This window comes from Pseudomonas proteolytica (assembly GCF_007858275.1).
GTDB lineage: Bacteria > Pseudomonadota > Gammaproteobacteria > Pseudomonadales > Pseudomonadaceae > Aquipseudomonas > Aquipseudomonas proteolytica.
On the sequence record NZ_VFEV01000021.1, the window covers coordinates 1 to 15,445 of the forward strand.

General features: G+C 60.9%; 15 protein-coding genes. 12 read left to right on the plus strand and 3 right to left on the minus strand.

Going from position 1 to position 15,445, the window contains the following annotated elements:
* Positions 1-598: 598 nt before the first annotated feature.
* Together FIV38_RS16305 and purT are read left to right on the plus strand one after the other, a co-directional pair.
* A complete protein-coding gene (locus FIV38_RS16305; protein ID WP_029296170.1) occupies positions 599-1,066 on the plus strand; it encodes a VUT family protein in 468 nt (155 codons plus the stop codon).
* A gap of 69 nt (positions 1,067-1,135) precedes the next feature.
* Entirely contained in the window at positions 1,136-2,317 is a 1,182-nt protein-coding gene (purT, locus tag FIV38_RS16310) for a formate-dependent phosphoribosylglycinamide formyltransferase (protein ID WP_092233883.1), read from the plus strand.
* Between the two features lie 79 nt (positions 2,318-2,396).
* Here purT and FIV38_RS16315 read toward each other — a convergent pair whose 3' ends face one another.
* The 3 genes from FIV38_RS16315 to FIV38_RS16325 form a co-directional block, all read right to left on the minus strand.
* Positions 2,397-3,707, minus strand: coding sequence for an MFS transporter (locus FIV38_RS16315; protein WP_029296174.1), 1,311 nt, complete (start codon positions 3,705-3,707; stop codon positions 2,397-2,399).
* Between the two features lie 341 nt (positions 3,708-4,048).
* Positions 4,049-5,287 (minus strand): HlyC/CorC family transporter, encoded by a 1,239-nt coding sequence (locus FIV38_RS16320; protein ID WP_029296176.1) that lies wholly within the window; start codon positions 5,285-5,287, stop codon positions 4,049-4,051.
* A gap of 12 nt (positions 5,288-5,299) precedes the next feature.
* Complete coding sequence (locus FIV38_RS16325; RefSeq protein WP_029296177.1) at positions 5,300-6,112, minus strand: cytochrome C assembly family protein; 813 nt, start codon at positions 6,110-6,112, stop codon at positions 5,300-5,302.
* Between the two features lie 234 nt (positions 6,113-6,346).
* Between FIV38_RS16325 and ffh the strand changes: the two genes are divergently transcribed.
* From ffh to thrC, 10 genes are all read left to right on the plus strand, one after another.
* Positions 6,347-7,723, plus strand: a complete 1,377-nt coding sequence (gene ffh, locus FIV38_RS16330; protein ID WP_029296179.1) for a signal recognition particle protein — start codon at positions 6,347-6,349, stop codon at positions 7,721-7,723.
* 250 nt (positions 7,724-7,973) lie between these two features.
* Positions 7,974-8,225, plus strand: coding sequence for a 30S ribosomal protein S16 (rpsP, locus tag FIV38_RS16335; protein WP_003175899.1), 252 nt, complete (start codon positions 7,974-7,976; stop codon positions 8,223-8,225).
* A 5-nt stretch (positions 8,226-8,230) separates the two neighbouring features.
* Positions 8,231-8,767 carry a ribosome maturation factor RimM gene (gene rimM / locus FIV38_RS16340; RefSeq protein ID WP_092233886.1) on the plus strand — a complete coding sequence of 179 codons (537 nt, stop codon included), beginning with the start codon at positions 8,231-8,233 and terminating at the stop codon, positions 8,765-8,767.
* Entirely contained in the window at positions 8,749-9,522 is a 774-nt protein-coding gene (gene trmD, locus FIV38_RS16345; protein ID WP_169852258.1) for a tRNA (guanosine(37)-N1)-methyltransferase TrmD, read from the plus strand. The genes rimM and trmD overlap by 19 nt, the downstream gene beginning before the upstream one ends.
* A 45-nt stretch (positions 9,523-9,567) precedes the next feature.
* Positions 9,568-9,918 (plus strand): 50S ribosomal protein L19, encoded by a 351-nt coding sequence (gene rplS, locus FIV38_RS16350; RefSeq protein ID WP_003175895.1) that lies wholly within the window; start codon positions 9,568-9,570, stop codon positions 9,916-9,918.
* Between the two features lie 82 nt (positions 9,919-10,000).
* Positions 10,001-10,414, plus strand: coding sequence for an acyl-CoA thioesterase (locus FIV38_RS16355; RefSeq protein WP_070994760.1), 414 nt, complete (start codon positions 10,001-10,003; stop codon positions 10,412-10,414).
* A gap of 108 nt (positions 10,415-10,522) precedes the next feature.
* Complete coding sequence (gene xerD / locus FIV38_RS16360; protein ID WP_092233889.1) at positions 10,523-11,419, plus strand: site-specific tyrosine recombinase XerD; 897 nt, start codon at positions 10,523-10,525, stop codon at positions 11,417-11,419.
* A 141-nt stretch (positions 11,420-11,560) separates the two neighbouring features.
* Positions 11,561-12,292, plus strand: coding sequence for a thioredoxin fold domain-containing protein (locus tag FIV38_RS16365; RefSeq protein ID WP_029296279.1), 732 nt, complete (start codon positions 11,561-11,563; stop codon positions 12,290-12,292).
* Between the two features lie 127 nt (positions 12,293-12,419).
* A complete protein-coding gene (locus FIV38_RS16370) occupies positions 12,420-13,724 on the plus strand; it encodes a homoserine dehydrogenase (RefSeq protein WP_029296281.1) in 1,305 nt (434 codons plus the stop codon).
* Between the two features lie 66 nt (positions 13,725-13,790).
* Positions 13,791-15,200 (plus strand): threonine synthase, encoded by a 1,410-nt coding sequence (thrC, locus tag FIV38_RS16375; protein ID WP_029296283.1) that lies wholly within the window; start codon positions 13,791-13,793, stop codon positions 15,198-15,200.
* The last annotated feature ends 245 nt before the right edge of the window (positions 15,201-15,445 follow it).

The window sequence follows — 15,445 nt, forward strand, 5'->3', positions numbered from 1 at the left end:
ACGCCGCATCGCCCGCGCTGGGCTGCGCAGCAGCCCCAATAAAACCTCCGCGGACGTTCAGGTAAACCGCAGCGCCTGTCTTTAGGGCTGCTACGCAGCCCAGCGCGGGGCAAGCCCGCTCGCCACATTAGGTCCAGTGGTCACAACAAGTCCGCTGGCCACAAAAATAACTGTTGAGCTGTCGCCGGCTGGCGCGGTGTGTCTGGAGTACCTAGGGCGCTTGGAGAGGGCCTCTGTGGCGAGCGGGCTTGCCACAATAGGTCCAGTGGTCACAACAAGTCCGTTGGCCACAAAAATAGCTGATGAGCTGTCGCCGGCTGACGCGGTGTGTCTGGAGTACCTAGGGCGCTTGGAGAGGGCCTCTGTGGCGAGCGGGCTTGTCGGAACGCCGCATCGCCCGCGCTGGGCTGCGCAGCAGCCCCAATAAAACCTCCGCGGACGTTCAGGTAAACCGCAGCGCCTGTCTTTAGGGCTGCTACGCAGCCCAGCGCGGGGCAAGCCCGCTCGCCACAATAGGTTCAGTGGTCACAACAGGCCCGCTCGCCACAGGGTTTCTTGTGCAGTACCCTGTGGCCCTTGCCCACAGGTCCATCGCCCCATGCTCTTCCTGATCGCCTATATCAGCAGCGTTGTGCTGATCAACTTCGCCTTTTCCACTGCCCCGCATCTGGATGTCATCTGGTCCGCCTGGGGTGGCCTGGTGTTTATCCTGCGTGACATGGTGCAAACCCGCTTCGGCCACGGGGCGATCATCGCCATGCTCGCGGCGCTGGTGCTGTCCTATATCACCTCCGATCCGTCTATCGCCTTGGCCAGTGCCACGGCGTTCGCGGTGTCCGAGTGCATCGACTGGCTGGTTTTCAGCATCACCAAGCGCCCATTGCATGACCGGCTGTGGATCAGTTCGGCGCTGAGTATTCCCCTCGATACCTTTATCTTTTTTGGCCTGATCGGCGCGTTGACGCCCGCTGTGGTCGGCACCGCCCTGGCCTCGAAATTTGCGGGGGTCACCGTGGTGTGGCTGGCCATGGCCTGGCGTTTGCGTCGCCAGCGTGTCGCCAACTGAGGCCAACGCCTGCGGTTCATGTAAAATGCCGGCCTTTCTCCCCCTGATCCGCTCCCCTGAGGACCTGAGATGACCCGAATCGGAACTCCATTGTCGCCAACCGCGACCCGCGTATTGATGTGTGGCTGCGGTGAGCTGGGCAAGGAAGTGGTAATCGAGCTGCAACGCCTGGGCGTTGAAGTGATTGCCGTGGATCGCTACGCCAACGCGCCGGCCATGCAGGTGGCGCATCGCAGCCATGTGATCAACATGCTCGATGGCGCGGCCCTGCGTGCGGTGATCGAAGCGGAAAAACCGCTTTTCATCGTCCCGGAAATCGAAGCCATCGCCACCGGCACCCTGGTGGAGCTGGAGGCCGAAGGCTTTACCGTGATCCCCACCGCCCGCGCGGCGCTGTTGACCATGAACCGCGAGGGCATCCGCCGCCTGGCCGCTGAAGAGCTGGACCTGCCGACCTCGCCGTACCACTTTGCCGACACCGTCGAAGACTACCGCAAGGCCGTCGAAGACCTGGGTTTCCCATGTGTGGTCAAGCCGGTGATGAGTTCGTCGGGCAAGGGCCAGAGCCTGTTGCGCAGTGCCGATGATGTGCAGAAAGCCTGGGACTACGCCCAGGAAGGCGGCCGCGCCGGTAAGGGCCGGGTGATCATCGAAGGATTTATCGATTTCGACTACGAAATCACCCTGCTGACCGTGCGTCACGTGGGTGGCACCACCTTCTGCGCGCCAGTGGGTCACCGCCAGGAAAAGGGCGACTACCAGGAGTCCTGGCAGCCCCAGGCCATGAGCCCGGCGGCACTGGCTGAATCCGAGCGCGTCGCCAAAGCCGTGACCGAGGCCCTGGGTGGTCGTGGCCTGTTTGGTGTCGAGTTGTTCATCAAGGGTGATCAGGTGTGGTTCAGCGAAGTTTCGCCGCGCCCCCACGACACGGGCCTGGTGACCTTGATCTCCCAGGACCTGTCGCAGTTTGCCCTGCATGCGCGGGCGATCCTGGGCTTGCCGATTCCGTTGATCCGTCAGTTCGGGCCATCGGCATCGTCGGTGATCCTGGTGGAAGGGCAGTCGACCCAAACCGCTTTCGCCAACCTCGGCGCAGCCCTCAGCGAGCCAGATACCGCGCTGCGTCTGTTCGGCAAGCCAGAAGTGAATGGCCAGCGCCGCATGGGCGTGGCGTTGGCGCGGGATGAGTCGATCGAGGCTGCCCGGGCCAAGGCGACCCGTGCCTCGCAGGCAGTGGTTGTAGAGCTCTAAAAGCATCGCGGGCAAGCCCGCTCCCACATTTGGAATACATTCCCAGTGTGGGAGCGGGCTTGCCCGCGATAGCGGTCTATCAGGCGACCTTGTTCAAATCATTATCCCGCGTCTCTTTCAGGCACAGCACCGCAATCAAACTCAGCAACGCTGCCGCCGACACATACCCGCCGACATAACTCAGCCCACCCATTGCCACCAGTTTGGTCGCAAAGAACGGTGCGGCCGAAGCCCCGACGATCCCGCCCAGGTTATACGCCGCCGAAGCCCCGGTATAACGCACGCGTGTCGGAAACAATTCCGGCAACAATGCCCCCATCGGTGCAAATGTCACGCCCATCAGGAACAGTTCCAGGCACAGGAACAACGCCACCGCCCAGGTCGAGCCATGGGTCAGCAACGGTTCCATGGTGAAGCCCGAGAGAATTGCCAGCACCGCACCGACGATCAGCACCGGCTTGCGCCCGTAACGGTCACTGGCCAGGGCCGCCAGCGGCGTGGCGGCGCCCATGAACAGCACGGCAAAGCACAGCAGGGCGAGGAAGGTTTCGCGGCTGTAACCCAGGGTGCTCACACCGTAGCTCAGGGAAAATGCCGTGGTGATATAGAACAGCGCATAACACACCACCATCGCCGCGGCGCCCAGCAGCACCTGCAGCCAATGCTGGCTGAACAGCTCCACCAACGGCACTTTCACCGGTTTTTCCTTGGCCACGGCGTTGGCGAATACCGGGGTTTCGTGCAGTTTCAGGCGTGCATACAGGCCCACCATCACCAGCGCGGCGCTGAGCAGGAACGGAATGCGCCAGCCCCAGCTGCGGAATTGCTCATCATCCAGGTTCATCGCCAGGATCAGAAACAGCCCATTGGCCGCCAGGAAACCAATGGAAGGCCCCAACTGCGGGAACATGCCGAACCAGGCGCGCTTGCCCTTGGGTGCGTTCTCGGTGGCCAGCAGGGCGGCGCCGCCCCATTCCCCGCCCAGGCCCAGGCCCTGGCCGAAACGCAGCACACACAACAGGATCGGTGCCCAGGCGCCAATGGTGTCGTAGCCCGGCAGCAAGCCGATCAAGGTGGTGCACACGCCCATCAGCAGCAACGAGGCCACCAGCGTCGATTTGCGCCCGATGCGGTCACCGAAATGGCCGAACAGCGCCGAGCCCAATGGCCGGGCGATAAACGCGATACCGAAGGTCAGGAACGCCGCCAGCATCTGCGCGGTGCCGGAACTCTGCGGGAAGAACACCGGGCCGATCACCAGCGCAGCGGCCGTGGCGTAGATATAGAAGTCGTAGAACTCGATGGCCGTGCCGATGATGCTCGCGGTCGCGACGCGGCTGGTCGAGTTGGTCGGGGCGGCGGGAGCGGCCTCGTTATAGGTGGTGCTCATTGAGGTATCCCTGATGGTCATTGCGCCTTTGGCGCGGATTATTATTGGTCTTGCACCCATGGATCAGGGCATTGCGCGGCATCGGCTCGGGATGGGAGCGAGTACCGGTCAGACACGATAAAGCGGTGCCTGGACACGCTCAGTGCGGATAGCACGCGGTCGGGCGGGGCTTGGGTAAGCGGGATCGATTATAGGAAGGCGCGCGCGGATACAACAAGAGGTGCGAACGCAGGAGATCAAATGCGGGCTTGCCCGCGATGCAGGCGCCTCGGTGTATCAGTGATACCGAGGTGATGCTATCGCGGGCAAGCCCGCTCCCACACAAGCCCAGCCGCGGTGAGTCAGGTGGCTATCGGTGCCGAGCCTATATGCCAGATCAGTACCTTGCTCACCCGGTTGTCCTCGGTCTCGAGGATTTCCAGGCGATAGCGGCCGATTTTCAGGCACACCGCGCAATCGGGAATGGTTTCCAGCGCTTCGGTCACCAGGCCGTTGAGGGTCTTGGGGCCGTCGCTGGGCAGGTGCCAGCCCAGGCACTTGTTGAGTTCGCGGATCGACACCGCGCCATCAATCACGTAGCGACCGTCTGGCTGGGGCTGGATCAGCGGGTTGTCCAGGCTCTGTTCGCTTTCGAATTCGCCGACGATTTCTTCCAGGATGTCTTCCAGGGTGACGATGCCCAGCACTTCGCCATATTCGTCCACCACCATGCCCAGGCGGCGTTGCTGTTTGTGGAAGTTCAGCAATTGCAGCTGCAGCGGCGTGCTCTCCGGCACGAAGTACGGCTCGTGGCAAGCCGCGAGCAGGGCGTCCTTGGTCAGGCTGGCGTCGGGCAGCAAGTGCTGGATCTGGCGGGTGTTGAGCACCGCCTCGACCTGGTTGATATCGCTGTGGAACACCGGCAGGCGTGTGCGCTGGGAGGTGCGCAGCTGTTCGATGATGTCTTCGATAGGGTCATCGAGGTTGATGCCGTCGACTTCACTGCGTGGCACCAGGATGTCATTGACGGTGATGTTGTCCAGGGCGTGGATGCCGGGCATGCCCGGGGCGCGGTCTTCACTGTCGTCCGTGGCCTGCTCGTCGGAGCGGTCGGGCTGAGGCTCGTCGCTATTCTTGACGATCCCCGACTTGCGGGCGAAAGGGCGCAGCAGCAGGAGGCTGATGCCATTGAGCACCCAGGCCAGGGGGTAGAGGATCTTTAGCGGGATGCCCAGCAGTGTATTGCCAAACCCCAGCACCGCGTGCGGATAGCGGGTGGCCAGGGTGCGGGGCAGGTAGTCGGCCAGTACCAGCAACAGCCCGCTGGAGATCAGCCAGCCGAGCCAGGGACCGTTTTCGGCCCAGACATGGATCGCCAGCAGGGTGCAGAGAATGACCACCACCGCGCGGCACAGGGTGTTGCACAGGATCAGGCTGTTGCGCGGGAAGCTGAGGCGGGCAGCGGCCTTGTCGCCCTGGCGTGTACCAGGGCGCAGGGCCAGCAAATGATGCTGGGCGGCTTCGATGGCGGTAAACAGCGCCGACCACAACACCAGCAGCGCGACTACCGCGAGCATTGGCTCAAGGGGCAAGTTGTCCATGATCGTTGCCCGTCAGATATGCAGGATGAATTCGCGAACCAGCTTGCTGCCGAAATACGCCAGCATCAGCAGGCAGAAACCGGCCAGGGTCCAGCGGATCGCTTTGTGCCCACGCCAGCCCAGGCGATTGCGGCCCCACAGCAGCACGCTGAACACCACCCAGGCCAGGCAAGCCAGCAGGGTCTTGTGGACCAGATGCTGGGCGAACAGGTTCTCGACGAACAGCCAGCCGGAAATCAGCGACAGCGACAGCAGCGTCCAGCCGGCCCACAGGAAGCCGAACAGCAGGCTTTCCATGGTCTGCAGCGGCGGGAAGTTCTTGATCAGCCCCGAAGGATGCTTGTGCTTTAGCTGGTGGTCCTGCAAAAGCAGCAGCAAAGCCTGGAACACCGCGATGGTGAACATGCCGTAGGCGAGGATCGACAACAGGATATGGGCGAGGATGCCCGGCTCCTCATCGATCACCTGCACGGTGCCGGTGGGGGCGAATTGCGCCAGCAGCACCGTCAGCATCCCCAGGGGGAAGAGCAGCAACAGCAGGTTCTCCACCGGGATCCGCGCACAGGCGAGCAGCGTCAAGGCGATGACCGCGGCGGCAATCAGGCTGGCGGCGCTGAAAAAGTCCAGGCCCAGGCCCACCGGCGTCATCAGGTGGGTGAACAGGCTGGCGGCGTGGGCCAGCAAGGCGAGCACGCCAAGCCCGGCCAGCAGGCGTTTGTCCGCCCTGGCGCGTTGAGCCAGGCGGGTGCCCTGATAGAGGGTCGCAGCGGCATACAAGAGTGCGGCGGCGAGACTGGGTAGCAAACTGGGTGACAAAGGGAGCATAAATCCTGTTAGGCAAGCCCGAAAGCCGATGAGTTTGGCACACACCTGCGTTCCACGAAAGACCACCGGGCCAGACAGCGGGTGTGCATGGCGGCAGTCTTCGCTATAATCCGCGACCTGCCCACGCCGCAGGCTCGCCGAGCGCTGTTTTTAATAGCGATTTATCACAGCCTGGGCCGCCATTACCTCGGTCTACCAATGCATTTCGATGAATAGGGCCTGAAAGGATCGCGCATGTTTGAAAATCTGACTGACCGTCTCTCGCAGACGCTGCGCCATGTCACCGGCAAGGCCAAGCTGACCGAGGACAATATTAAAGACACCCTGCGCGAAGTGCGCATGGCATTGCTGGAAGCCGACGTTGCCTTGCCTGTGGTCAAGGATTTCGTCAACTCGGTCAAGGAACGTGCGGTCGGCACTGAAGTGTCCCGCAGCCTGACGCCGGGCCAGGCCTTTGTGAAGGTCGTCCAGGCCGAACTCGAAAGCCTGATGGGCGCGGCCAACGAAGACCTGAACCTCAGCGCCGTGCCGCCGGCCGTTGTGCTGATGGCCGGTTTGCAGGGTGCGGGTAAGACCACCACCGCTGCCAAGCTGGCGCGCTTCCTCAAAGAGCGCAAGAAAAAGTCCGTGATGGTGGTCTCGGCCGACGTATACCGTCCGGCCGCGATCAAGCAGCTGGAAATGCTCGCCGGTGAAATCGGCGTGACATTCTTCCCGTCCGACCTGAGCCAGAAGCCGGTCGACATCGCCAACGCGGCTATTAAAGAAGCCAAGCTCAAGTTCATCGACGTGGTGATCGTCGATACCGCCGGTCGCCTGCACATCGATGAAGAGATGATGGGCGAGATCAAGGCGCTGCATGCCGCGATCAACCCGGTAGAAACGCTGTTCGTGGTCGATGCCATGACCGGCCAGGATGCGGCCAACACCGCCAAGGCCTTTGGTGATGCACTGCCGCTGACCGGCGTGATCCTGACCAAGGTCGACGGTGATGCCCGTGGCGGTGCCGCACTGTCGGTGCGCGCAATCACCGGCAAGCCGATCAAGTTCATCGGTATGGGCGAGAAGACCGAAGCGCTCGAGCCGTTCCACCCTGAGCGTATCGCCTCGCGTATCCTCGGCATGGGCGACGTGCTCAGCCTGATCGAGCAGGCCGAACAGACCCTCGACAAGGACAAGGCCGACAAACTGGCCAAGAAGCTGAAGAAGGGCAAGGGCTTCGACCTCGAAGACTTCCGTGACCAGCTGCAACAGATGAAGAACATGGGCGGCCTCGGCGGCCTGATGGACAAACTGCCGAACATCGGCGGCGTGAACCTGGCGCAAATGGGCAATGCCCAGGGTGCGGCAGAGAAGCAGTTCAAGCAGATGGAAGCCATCATCAACTCCATGACCCCGGCCGAGCGCCGCGACCCTGAGCTGATCAGCGGTTCGCGCAAGCGTCGGATCGCCATGGGTTCCGGCACCCAGGTGCAGGACATTGGTCGCTTGATCAAGCAGCACAAGCAAATGCAAAAGATGATGAAGAAATTCTCGGCCAAAGGCGGCATGGCCAAAATGATGCGCGGCATGGGCGGTATGATGCCCGGTCGTGGCATGCCGAAGATGTAAAGAATTCGCGCAAGAGTTCGCTCTTGTGCAGACCCACAGGGACGTGGGATCTCCAGCAAACCCGCCGTTGGCGGGAGCTGACTCGCCGTTTTAACCGACGGCTCTATAGCAGATCTGAATGGCACGCGGTCAGGCGCCGGAAAAAGACATTTGCAAAAGTCCGGATATTCCTTAGAATATGCGGCCTTTCGGGCACCCATGCCCGCTGTGCATTTAGATTTGCAGCACCGACTACAGGAACGATGTTCACATGCTAACAATCCGTCTTGCCCTTGGCGGCTCCAAAAAGCGCCCGTTTTACCACTTGACCGTAACCGACAGCCGCAACCCGCGTGACGGTTCGCACAAGGAACAGGTTGGTTTCTTCAACCCTGTTGCTCGTGGTCAAGAAGTTCGTCTGTCCGTGAACCAAGAGCGCGTAGCCTACTGGCTGAGCGTTGGTGCACAGCCTTCCGAGCGTGTTGCCAAGTTGTTGAAGGACTCGGCTAAGGCCGCAGCCTGAGCAATATGAACGCGACGCCAGCTGTTGCTGATGATTTGATCGTTATCGGCAAGATTTACTCTGTTCATGGCGTTCGCGGCGAAGTGAAGGTGTATTCCTTTACTGATCCGACTGAAAACCTGTTGCAGTACAAGGCCTGGACGCTCAAGCGCGAAGGTAGTGTGAAACAGGTCGAGCTGGTCAGTGGACGCGGGAACGACAAGTTCCTGGTCGCAAAGCTCAAGGGTCTCGATGATCGTGAAGAAGCACGTCTTCTGGCCGGTTATGAGATCTGCGTGCCGCGCAACCTGTTCCCTGAATTGACCGACGGCGAGTACTACTGGTACCAGCTGGAAGGTCTGAAGGTTATTGATCAACTCGGGCAATTGCTTGGGAAAATCGATCATCTTCTGGAAACCGGCGCCAATGATGTAATGGTGGTCAAGCCTTGCGCTGGCAGCCTGGATGATCGCGAACGCCTGTTGCCCTATACCGAGCAATGTGTGTTGGCCGTCGACCTGGCAGCGGGCGAGATGAAGGTGGAATGGGATGCGGACTTCTAAGCGTGGCTAATTTGCGCATTGAAGTGATCAGTTTGTTTCCCGAGATGTTTTCCGCCATCAGCGAGTACGGCATCACCAGTCGGGCGGTGAAACAAGGGCTCTTGCAGCTCACTTGTTGGAACCCGCGAGACTACACGACGGATCGACATCACACTGTGGACGATCGCCCATTTGGCGGTGGCCCGGGCATGGTGATGAAGATCAAGCCCCTGGAAGACGCCCTGGTTCAGGCCAAGGCAGCAGCAGGGGAGAAGGCGAAGGTAATTTACCTGTCCCCTCAAGGCCGCCAGCTGAAACAGGCTGCGGTACGCGAACTGGCGAATGAGGAAGCACTGATCCTGATTGCCGGTCGCTATGAAGGCATTGACGAGCGTTTTATTGACGCTCATGTCGATGAAGAGTGGTCGATTGGGGACTATGTCCTGTCTGGCGGTGAGCTGCCGGCGATGGTCCTGATAGATGCGGTTACACGACTGCTGCCTGGAGCTTTAGGGCATGCGGACTCCGCGGAGGAAGATTCCTTCACGGATGGTTTGCTGGATTGCCCGCACTACACCCGACCGGAGGTGTATGCGGATCAGCGTGTTCCCGACGTATTGCTAAGTGGCAATCACGCACACATCCGGCGTTGGCGTTTACAGCAGTCCCTTGGTCGGACCTATGAACGACGCGCCGATCTTCTGGAAAGCCGCTCGCTTTCTGGAGAAGAGAAGAAGCTGCTCGAGGAATACATCCTCGGGCGGGACGATAGTTAACAACGTATCGATGGTAGATCCGACGATTTACCTTAGGAGCACAGCATGACTAACAAAATCATCCTTGCACTCGAAGCAGAGCAGATGACCAAAGAGATCCCTACCTTTGCCCCGGGCGACACCATTGTCGTTCAGGTGAAAGTGAAGGAAGGCGACCGTTCGCGTCTGCAAGCGTTCGAAGGCGTAGTTATCGCCAAGCGTAACCGTGGTGTGAACAGTGCTTTCACTGTTCGTAAAATCTCCAACGGTGTTGGCGTAGAGCGTACTTTCCAGACCTACAGCCCGCAAATCGACAGCATGGCCGTTAAACGTCGCGGTGACGTACGTAAAGCCAAGCTGTACTACCTGCGTGACCTGTCCGGTAAAGCAGCTCGCATCAAGGAAAAACTGGCTTAAGTCCAGCTTCCCGATGCAGAAAAAAGCAGCCTACGGGCTGCTTTTTTGTGCCTGAAATTTGCCACTTGCCCGGAACCCGTTCATGACCACCCGTCTCGAAGAAATCCAGCGTCGCACCGACCTGTCCGTGACCCATGTAACCAAGGCCGTATTCCCTCCGACCACCAACCACCACAACACGCTGTTTGGCGGCACTGCATTGGCGTGGATGGATGAAGTGTCATTCATTACCGCCACGCGTTTTTGTCGCTTGCCGTTGGTGACGGTTTCTACCGATCGTATCGACTTCAATCACGCGATCCCGGCCGGTTCCATCGTCGAACTGATTGGCCGGGTGATCAAGGTCGGTAACACCAGCCTCAAGGTAGAAGTGCAAGTGTTTGTCGAGAGCATGAGTGCCGATGGTCGCGAGAAGGCGATCCAGGGTGTGTTCAGCTTTGTGGCAATCGATGCCGACAAGCGTCCGGTGCCGGTGCTGCCAGGGTTTGTAGACTGACCTGAGACCGCGTCGCTGCTCTTGCAGGCAAGGCATGTATTTCCCTGTGGGAGCTGGCTTGCCTGCGATAGGATCTACCAGACACCGAAGTAATCAACCTGAGCCCCCATGCCCGCCATTGACCACCCCCTGATCGACCGTTTCCTTGATGCCCTCTGGCTGGAAAAAGGCCTGTCGGACAACACTCGCCAGTCCTACCGCAGCGACCTGGCTCTGTTCAATGGCTGGCTATTGGAGAGAAACCTCGAGCTCAGCCAAGCCGGGCGCGAGTTGATCCTCGATCACCTGGCCTGGCGCCTTGAACAAAACTACAAACCGCGCTCCACCGCACGATTTCTCTCGGGAGTGCGTGGGTTTTATCGCTATTTGCTCCGGGAAAAGCTGATTGCGGTCGACCCGACCCTGCAAGTCGATATGCCGCAACTCGGCAGGCCATTGCCCAAATCCCTGTCGGAAGCCGACGTTGAAGCCCTGCTGGCCGCGCCCGACCTGAGCGAGGCCATCGGCCAGCGTGACCGCGCCATGCTGGAGGTGTTGTATGCCTGCGGCCTGCGCGTCACCGAGCTGATCAGCCTGACCCTGGAGCAGGTCAACCTGCGCCAGGGCGTGTTACGGGTGATGGGCAAGGGCAGCAAGGAACGCCTGGTGCCCATGGGTGAAGAGGCGATCGTGTGGGTCGAGCGCTATATGCGCGATGCCCGCAGCGAACTGCTCGGCGGGCGCCCCAGTGACGTGCTGTTTCCCAGCCTGCGCGGCGAGCAGATGACCCGCCAGACCTTCTGGCATCGCATCAAGCACCAGGCCAAGGTGGCCGGGATCGGCAAGTCGCTGTCCCCCCACACCCTGCGCCATGCGTTCGCCACCCATTTGCTCAACCACGGCGCGGACTTGCGGGTGGTGCAGATGTTGCTGGGTCATAGCGATCTGTCGACCACGCAGATTTACACCCACGTGGCGCGCGCAAGGTTGCAGGAGCTGCACGCCAAACATCACCCAAGGGGCTGACAGGCCCCAATTTGGCCGCCGGCGTCTGCCCTGGCGCCCAATTGTGGTAGGCTTTGCCGGTTTGCAAAGGGGACGGCCCCGAGCCGTGTTTCCAGATCGGCGTCCTGGCCTTCGTCCCTGCATCTGCCTTCAGGAGTTCCCATGCGCTTGACCCAGATTTTCGCCGCCGCAGCTATTGCGTTGGTCTCAACCTTTGCCGTCGCCGATGACGCCGCCGAGAAGACAATCCGTAAGAGTCTGGAAAGCCTCCAACTCGAAACCCCGGTCGAAAGCATCAGCGCCAGCCCCATGGCCGGCCTGTATGAAGTCAAACTCAAGGGCAGCCGCGTGCTGTACGCCAGTGCCGACGGCCAGTACATCGTCCAGGGCTACCTGTTCCAGTTGAAAGACGGCAAGCCGGTCAACCTCACCGAGAAGGCCGAGCGCCTGGGCGTGTCCAAGTTGATCAACGGCATTCCGGTTGCAGAAACCGTGGTGTATCCGGCCATTGGCGAGACCAAGACCCACATCACCGTGTTCACCGACACCACCTGCCCGTACTGCCACAAACTGCACGCCGAAGTGCCTGAGCTGAACAAAATGGGCGTCGAAGTGCGCTACGTCGCGTTCCCGCGCCAGGGTCTGGGTTCGCCGGGCGACAAGCAGTTGCAAGCGGTCTGGTGTTCGGCTGACAAGAAAGCCGCCATGGACAAGATGGTCGACGGCAAGGACATCAAGGCTGCTGCCTGTGCCAACCCAGTGTCCAAGCAGTTCAACCTGGGCCAGTCGATCGGCGTGAACGGTACGCCGGCCATCGTTTTGGCAGACGGCCAGGTCATTCCGGGCTACCAGCCTGCACCACAAATCGCCAAACTGGCGTTGGGTGCCAAATAAGCAGTATCGTCGAGCCTTTGACGGTCAGACCCGCCGAGCAGTCGACGGGTCATTAATAGCGAGCCGCAGTTGTGCGGCTGTTTTTCACGGCCGACCTTGAGTCGGCCGTTTCATGGGGAGTTCTTCAGTGAAACCGGTCAAAGTAGGCATCTGTGGGTTAGGGACCGTCGGTGGCGGCACCTTGAACGTACTTCAGCGTAATGCTGAGGAAATTTCCCGCCGTGCAGGGCGTGGGATTGAAGTGGCACAAATTGCCATGCGTACGCCAAAGCCTCAGTACCAAACGACCGGTATTGCGATTACCAACGATGTCTTCGACGTGGCCACCAACCCTGAAATCGATATCGTCATCGAGCTGGTGGGCGGCTACACCGTCGCCCGTGAGCTGGTGCTCAAGGCCATCGAAAACGGCAAGCATGTGGTCACTGCCAACAAGGCGCTGATTGCCGTGCACGGCAATGAAATCTTCGCCAAGGCCCGCGAGAAGGGTGTGATCGTTGCGTTCGAAGCAGCGGTGGCCGGCGGTATCCCGGTGATCAAGGCGATCCGTGAAGGCCTGTCGGCCAACCGCATCAACTGGGTAGCCGGCATCATCAACGGCACCGGTAACTTCATCCTGACCGAAATGCGCGAGAAGGGCCGTACCTTCGAAGACGTGCTGGCCGAGGCCCAGGCCCTGGGTTACGCCGAAGCCGACCCGACATTTGACGTCGAGGGCATCGACGCAGCGCATAAGCTGACTATCCTGGCGTCCATCGCCTTTGGCATTCCGCTGCAGTTCGACAAGGCCTACACCGAAGGCATCACCAAGCTGACCACCGCCGACGTGAACTACGCCGAAGCCCTGGGCTACCGCATCAAGCACTTGGGCGTGGCGCGCAGCACCGCGGCCGGTATCGAATTGCGCGTACACCCGACCCTGATCCCGGCCGATCGCCTGATCGCCAACGTCAATGGCGTGATGAACGCGGTGATGGTCAATGGCGACGCCGCCGGTTCGACCCTGTTCTACGGCGCTGGCGCCGGCATGGAGCCGACCGCTTCCTCGGTGATTGCCGACCTGGTGGACGTGGTCCGCGCCATGACCAGCGACCCGGAAAACCGCGTGCCGCACCTGGCCTTCCAACCAGACTCGTTGTCGGCGCACCCGATCCTGCCGATCGAAGCCTGCGAAAGCTCCTACTACCTGCGCATCCAGGCCAAGGATCATCCGGGCGTGTTGGCCCAGGTGGCCAGCATCCTCTCGGAACGCGGTATCAACATTGAGTCGATCATGCAGAAGGAAGTCGAAGAACACGACGGCCTGGTACCCATGATCCTGCTGACGCACCGTGTGCTGGAACAGCACATGAACGATGCCATCGCCGCCCTGGAAGCCTTGCAAGGCGTGGTCGGGCCGGTGGTACGGATCCGCGTCGAACACCTTAACTAACGATAGGTTGCAGAGGCCCCGCAGGTTCGGCGGCCTCTGTTCAAGAATGTTGTAGAGGAGCCAGTCATGCGTTACATCAGCACCCGCGGCCAGGCACCGGCCCTGAATTTCGAAGACGTCCTGCTCGCAGGCCTCGCCACCGACGGCGGTCTGTACGTGCCGGAAAACCTGCCACGTTTCACCCAGGAAGAAATCGCCTCCTGGGCCGGCCTGCCGTACCACGAGCTGGCGTTCCGGGTCATGCGCCCGTTCGTCACCGGCAGCATCCCCGATGCCGATTTCAAAAAGATCCTCGAAGAGACCTACGGCGTGTTCTCCCACAACGCCATCGCTCCGTTGCGCCAACTGAACGGCAACGAATGGGTGCTGGAGCTGTTCCACGGCCCGACCCTGGCGTTCAAGGATTTCGCCCTGCAACTGCTCGGTCGCCTGCTGGACTACGTGCTGGAGAAACGCGGCGAACGCGTGGTGATCATCGGTGCCACCTCCGGTGATACCGGCTCGGCGGCCATCGAAGGCTGCAAGCACTGCGAAAACGTCGACATTTTCATCCTGCACCCGCACAACCGTGTCTCGGACGTGCAGCGCCGGCAGATGACCACTATCTTTGGCGAGAACATCCACAACATCGCCGTCGAAGGCAACTTCGATGACTGCCAGGAAATGGTCAAGGCCAGCTTCGCCGACCAGAGCTTCCTCAAGGGCACGCGCCTGGTAGCGGTGAACTCGATCAACTGGGCGCGGATCATGGCCCAGATCGTTTACTACTTCCACGCCTCGCTGCAGCTGGGCGGGCCGGCGCGTTCGGTGTCGTTCTCGGTGCCGACCGGCAACTTCGGCGATATCTTCGCCGGCTACCTGGCGCGCAACATGGGCCTGCCGATCAACCAATTGATCGTCGCCACCAACCGCAACGACATCCTGCACCGCTTCATGAGTGGCAACCAGTACGTCAAGGAAACCCTGCACGCGACCCTGTCGCCGTCGATGGACATCATGGTCTCGTCGAACTTCGAGCGTTTGCTGTTCGACATGCACGGTCGCAACGGCGCAGCCCTGGCCGGCCTGATGGACAGCTTCAAGCAGGGTGGCGGTTTCAGCGTCGACCAGGAGCGCTGGACCGAAACCCGCAAGCTGTTCGACTCCCTGGCGGTGGACGATGCCCAGACCTGCGAGACCATCGCCGAAGTCTATGCCCAGACCGGCGAACTGCTGGACCCGCACACCGCCATTGGCGTCAAGGCCGCGCGCGAATGCCGCCGTAGCTTGGATATCCCGATGGTCATCCTCGGCACGGCCCACCCGGTGAAATTCCCCGAGGCGGTGCAGAAGGCCGGAGTCGGCAAAGCCCTGGAACTGCCGCCGCACCTGGCTGACCTGTTCGAGCGTGAAGAGCGTTGCACCGTGCTGCCTAACGACCTCAAAGCCATCCAGGCGTTTGTCAGCCAGCATGGCAATCGTGGGAAGCCGCTCTGAGACCAGGAGCGCTACTCGCTTGATGAAAACGGCGCTTGTCCAGAAATGGGCCAGCGCCGTTTTTCTTGGGCGGGGTGCTGACCACCTGTGGCGAGGGGGCTTGTCCCCCGCTGGGCTGCGTAGCAGCCCCAACACCCCCACCTCGGTATATCTGATTAAACTGAGTAGGTCTTAATGGGGCTGCTGCGCAGCCCAGCGGAGGGCAAGCCTCCTCGCCACAGGTGGGAGTTGATCCTTAAGCGCGG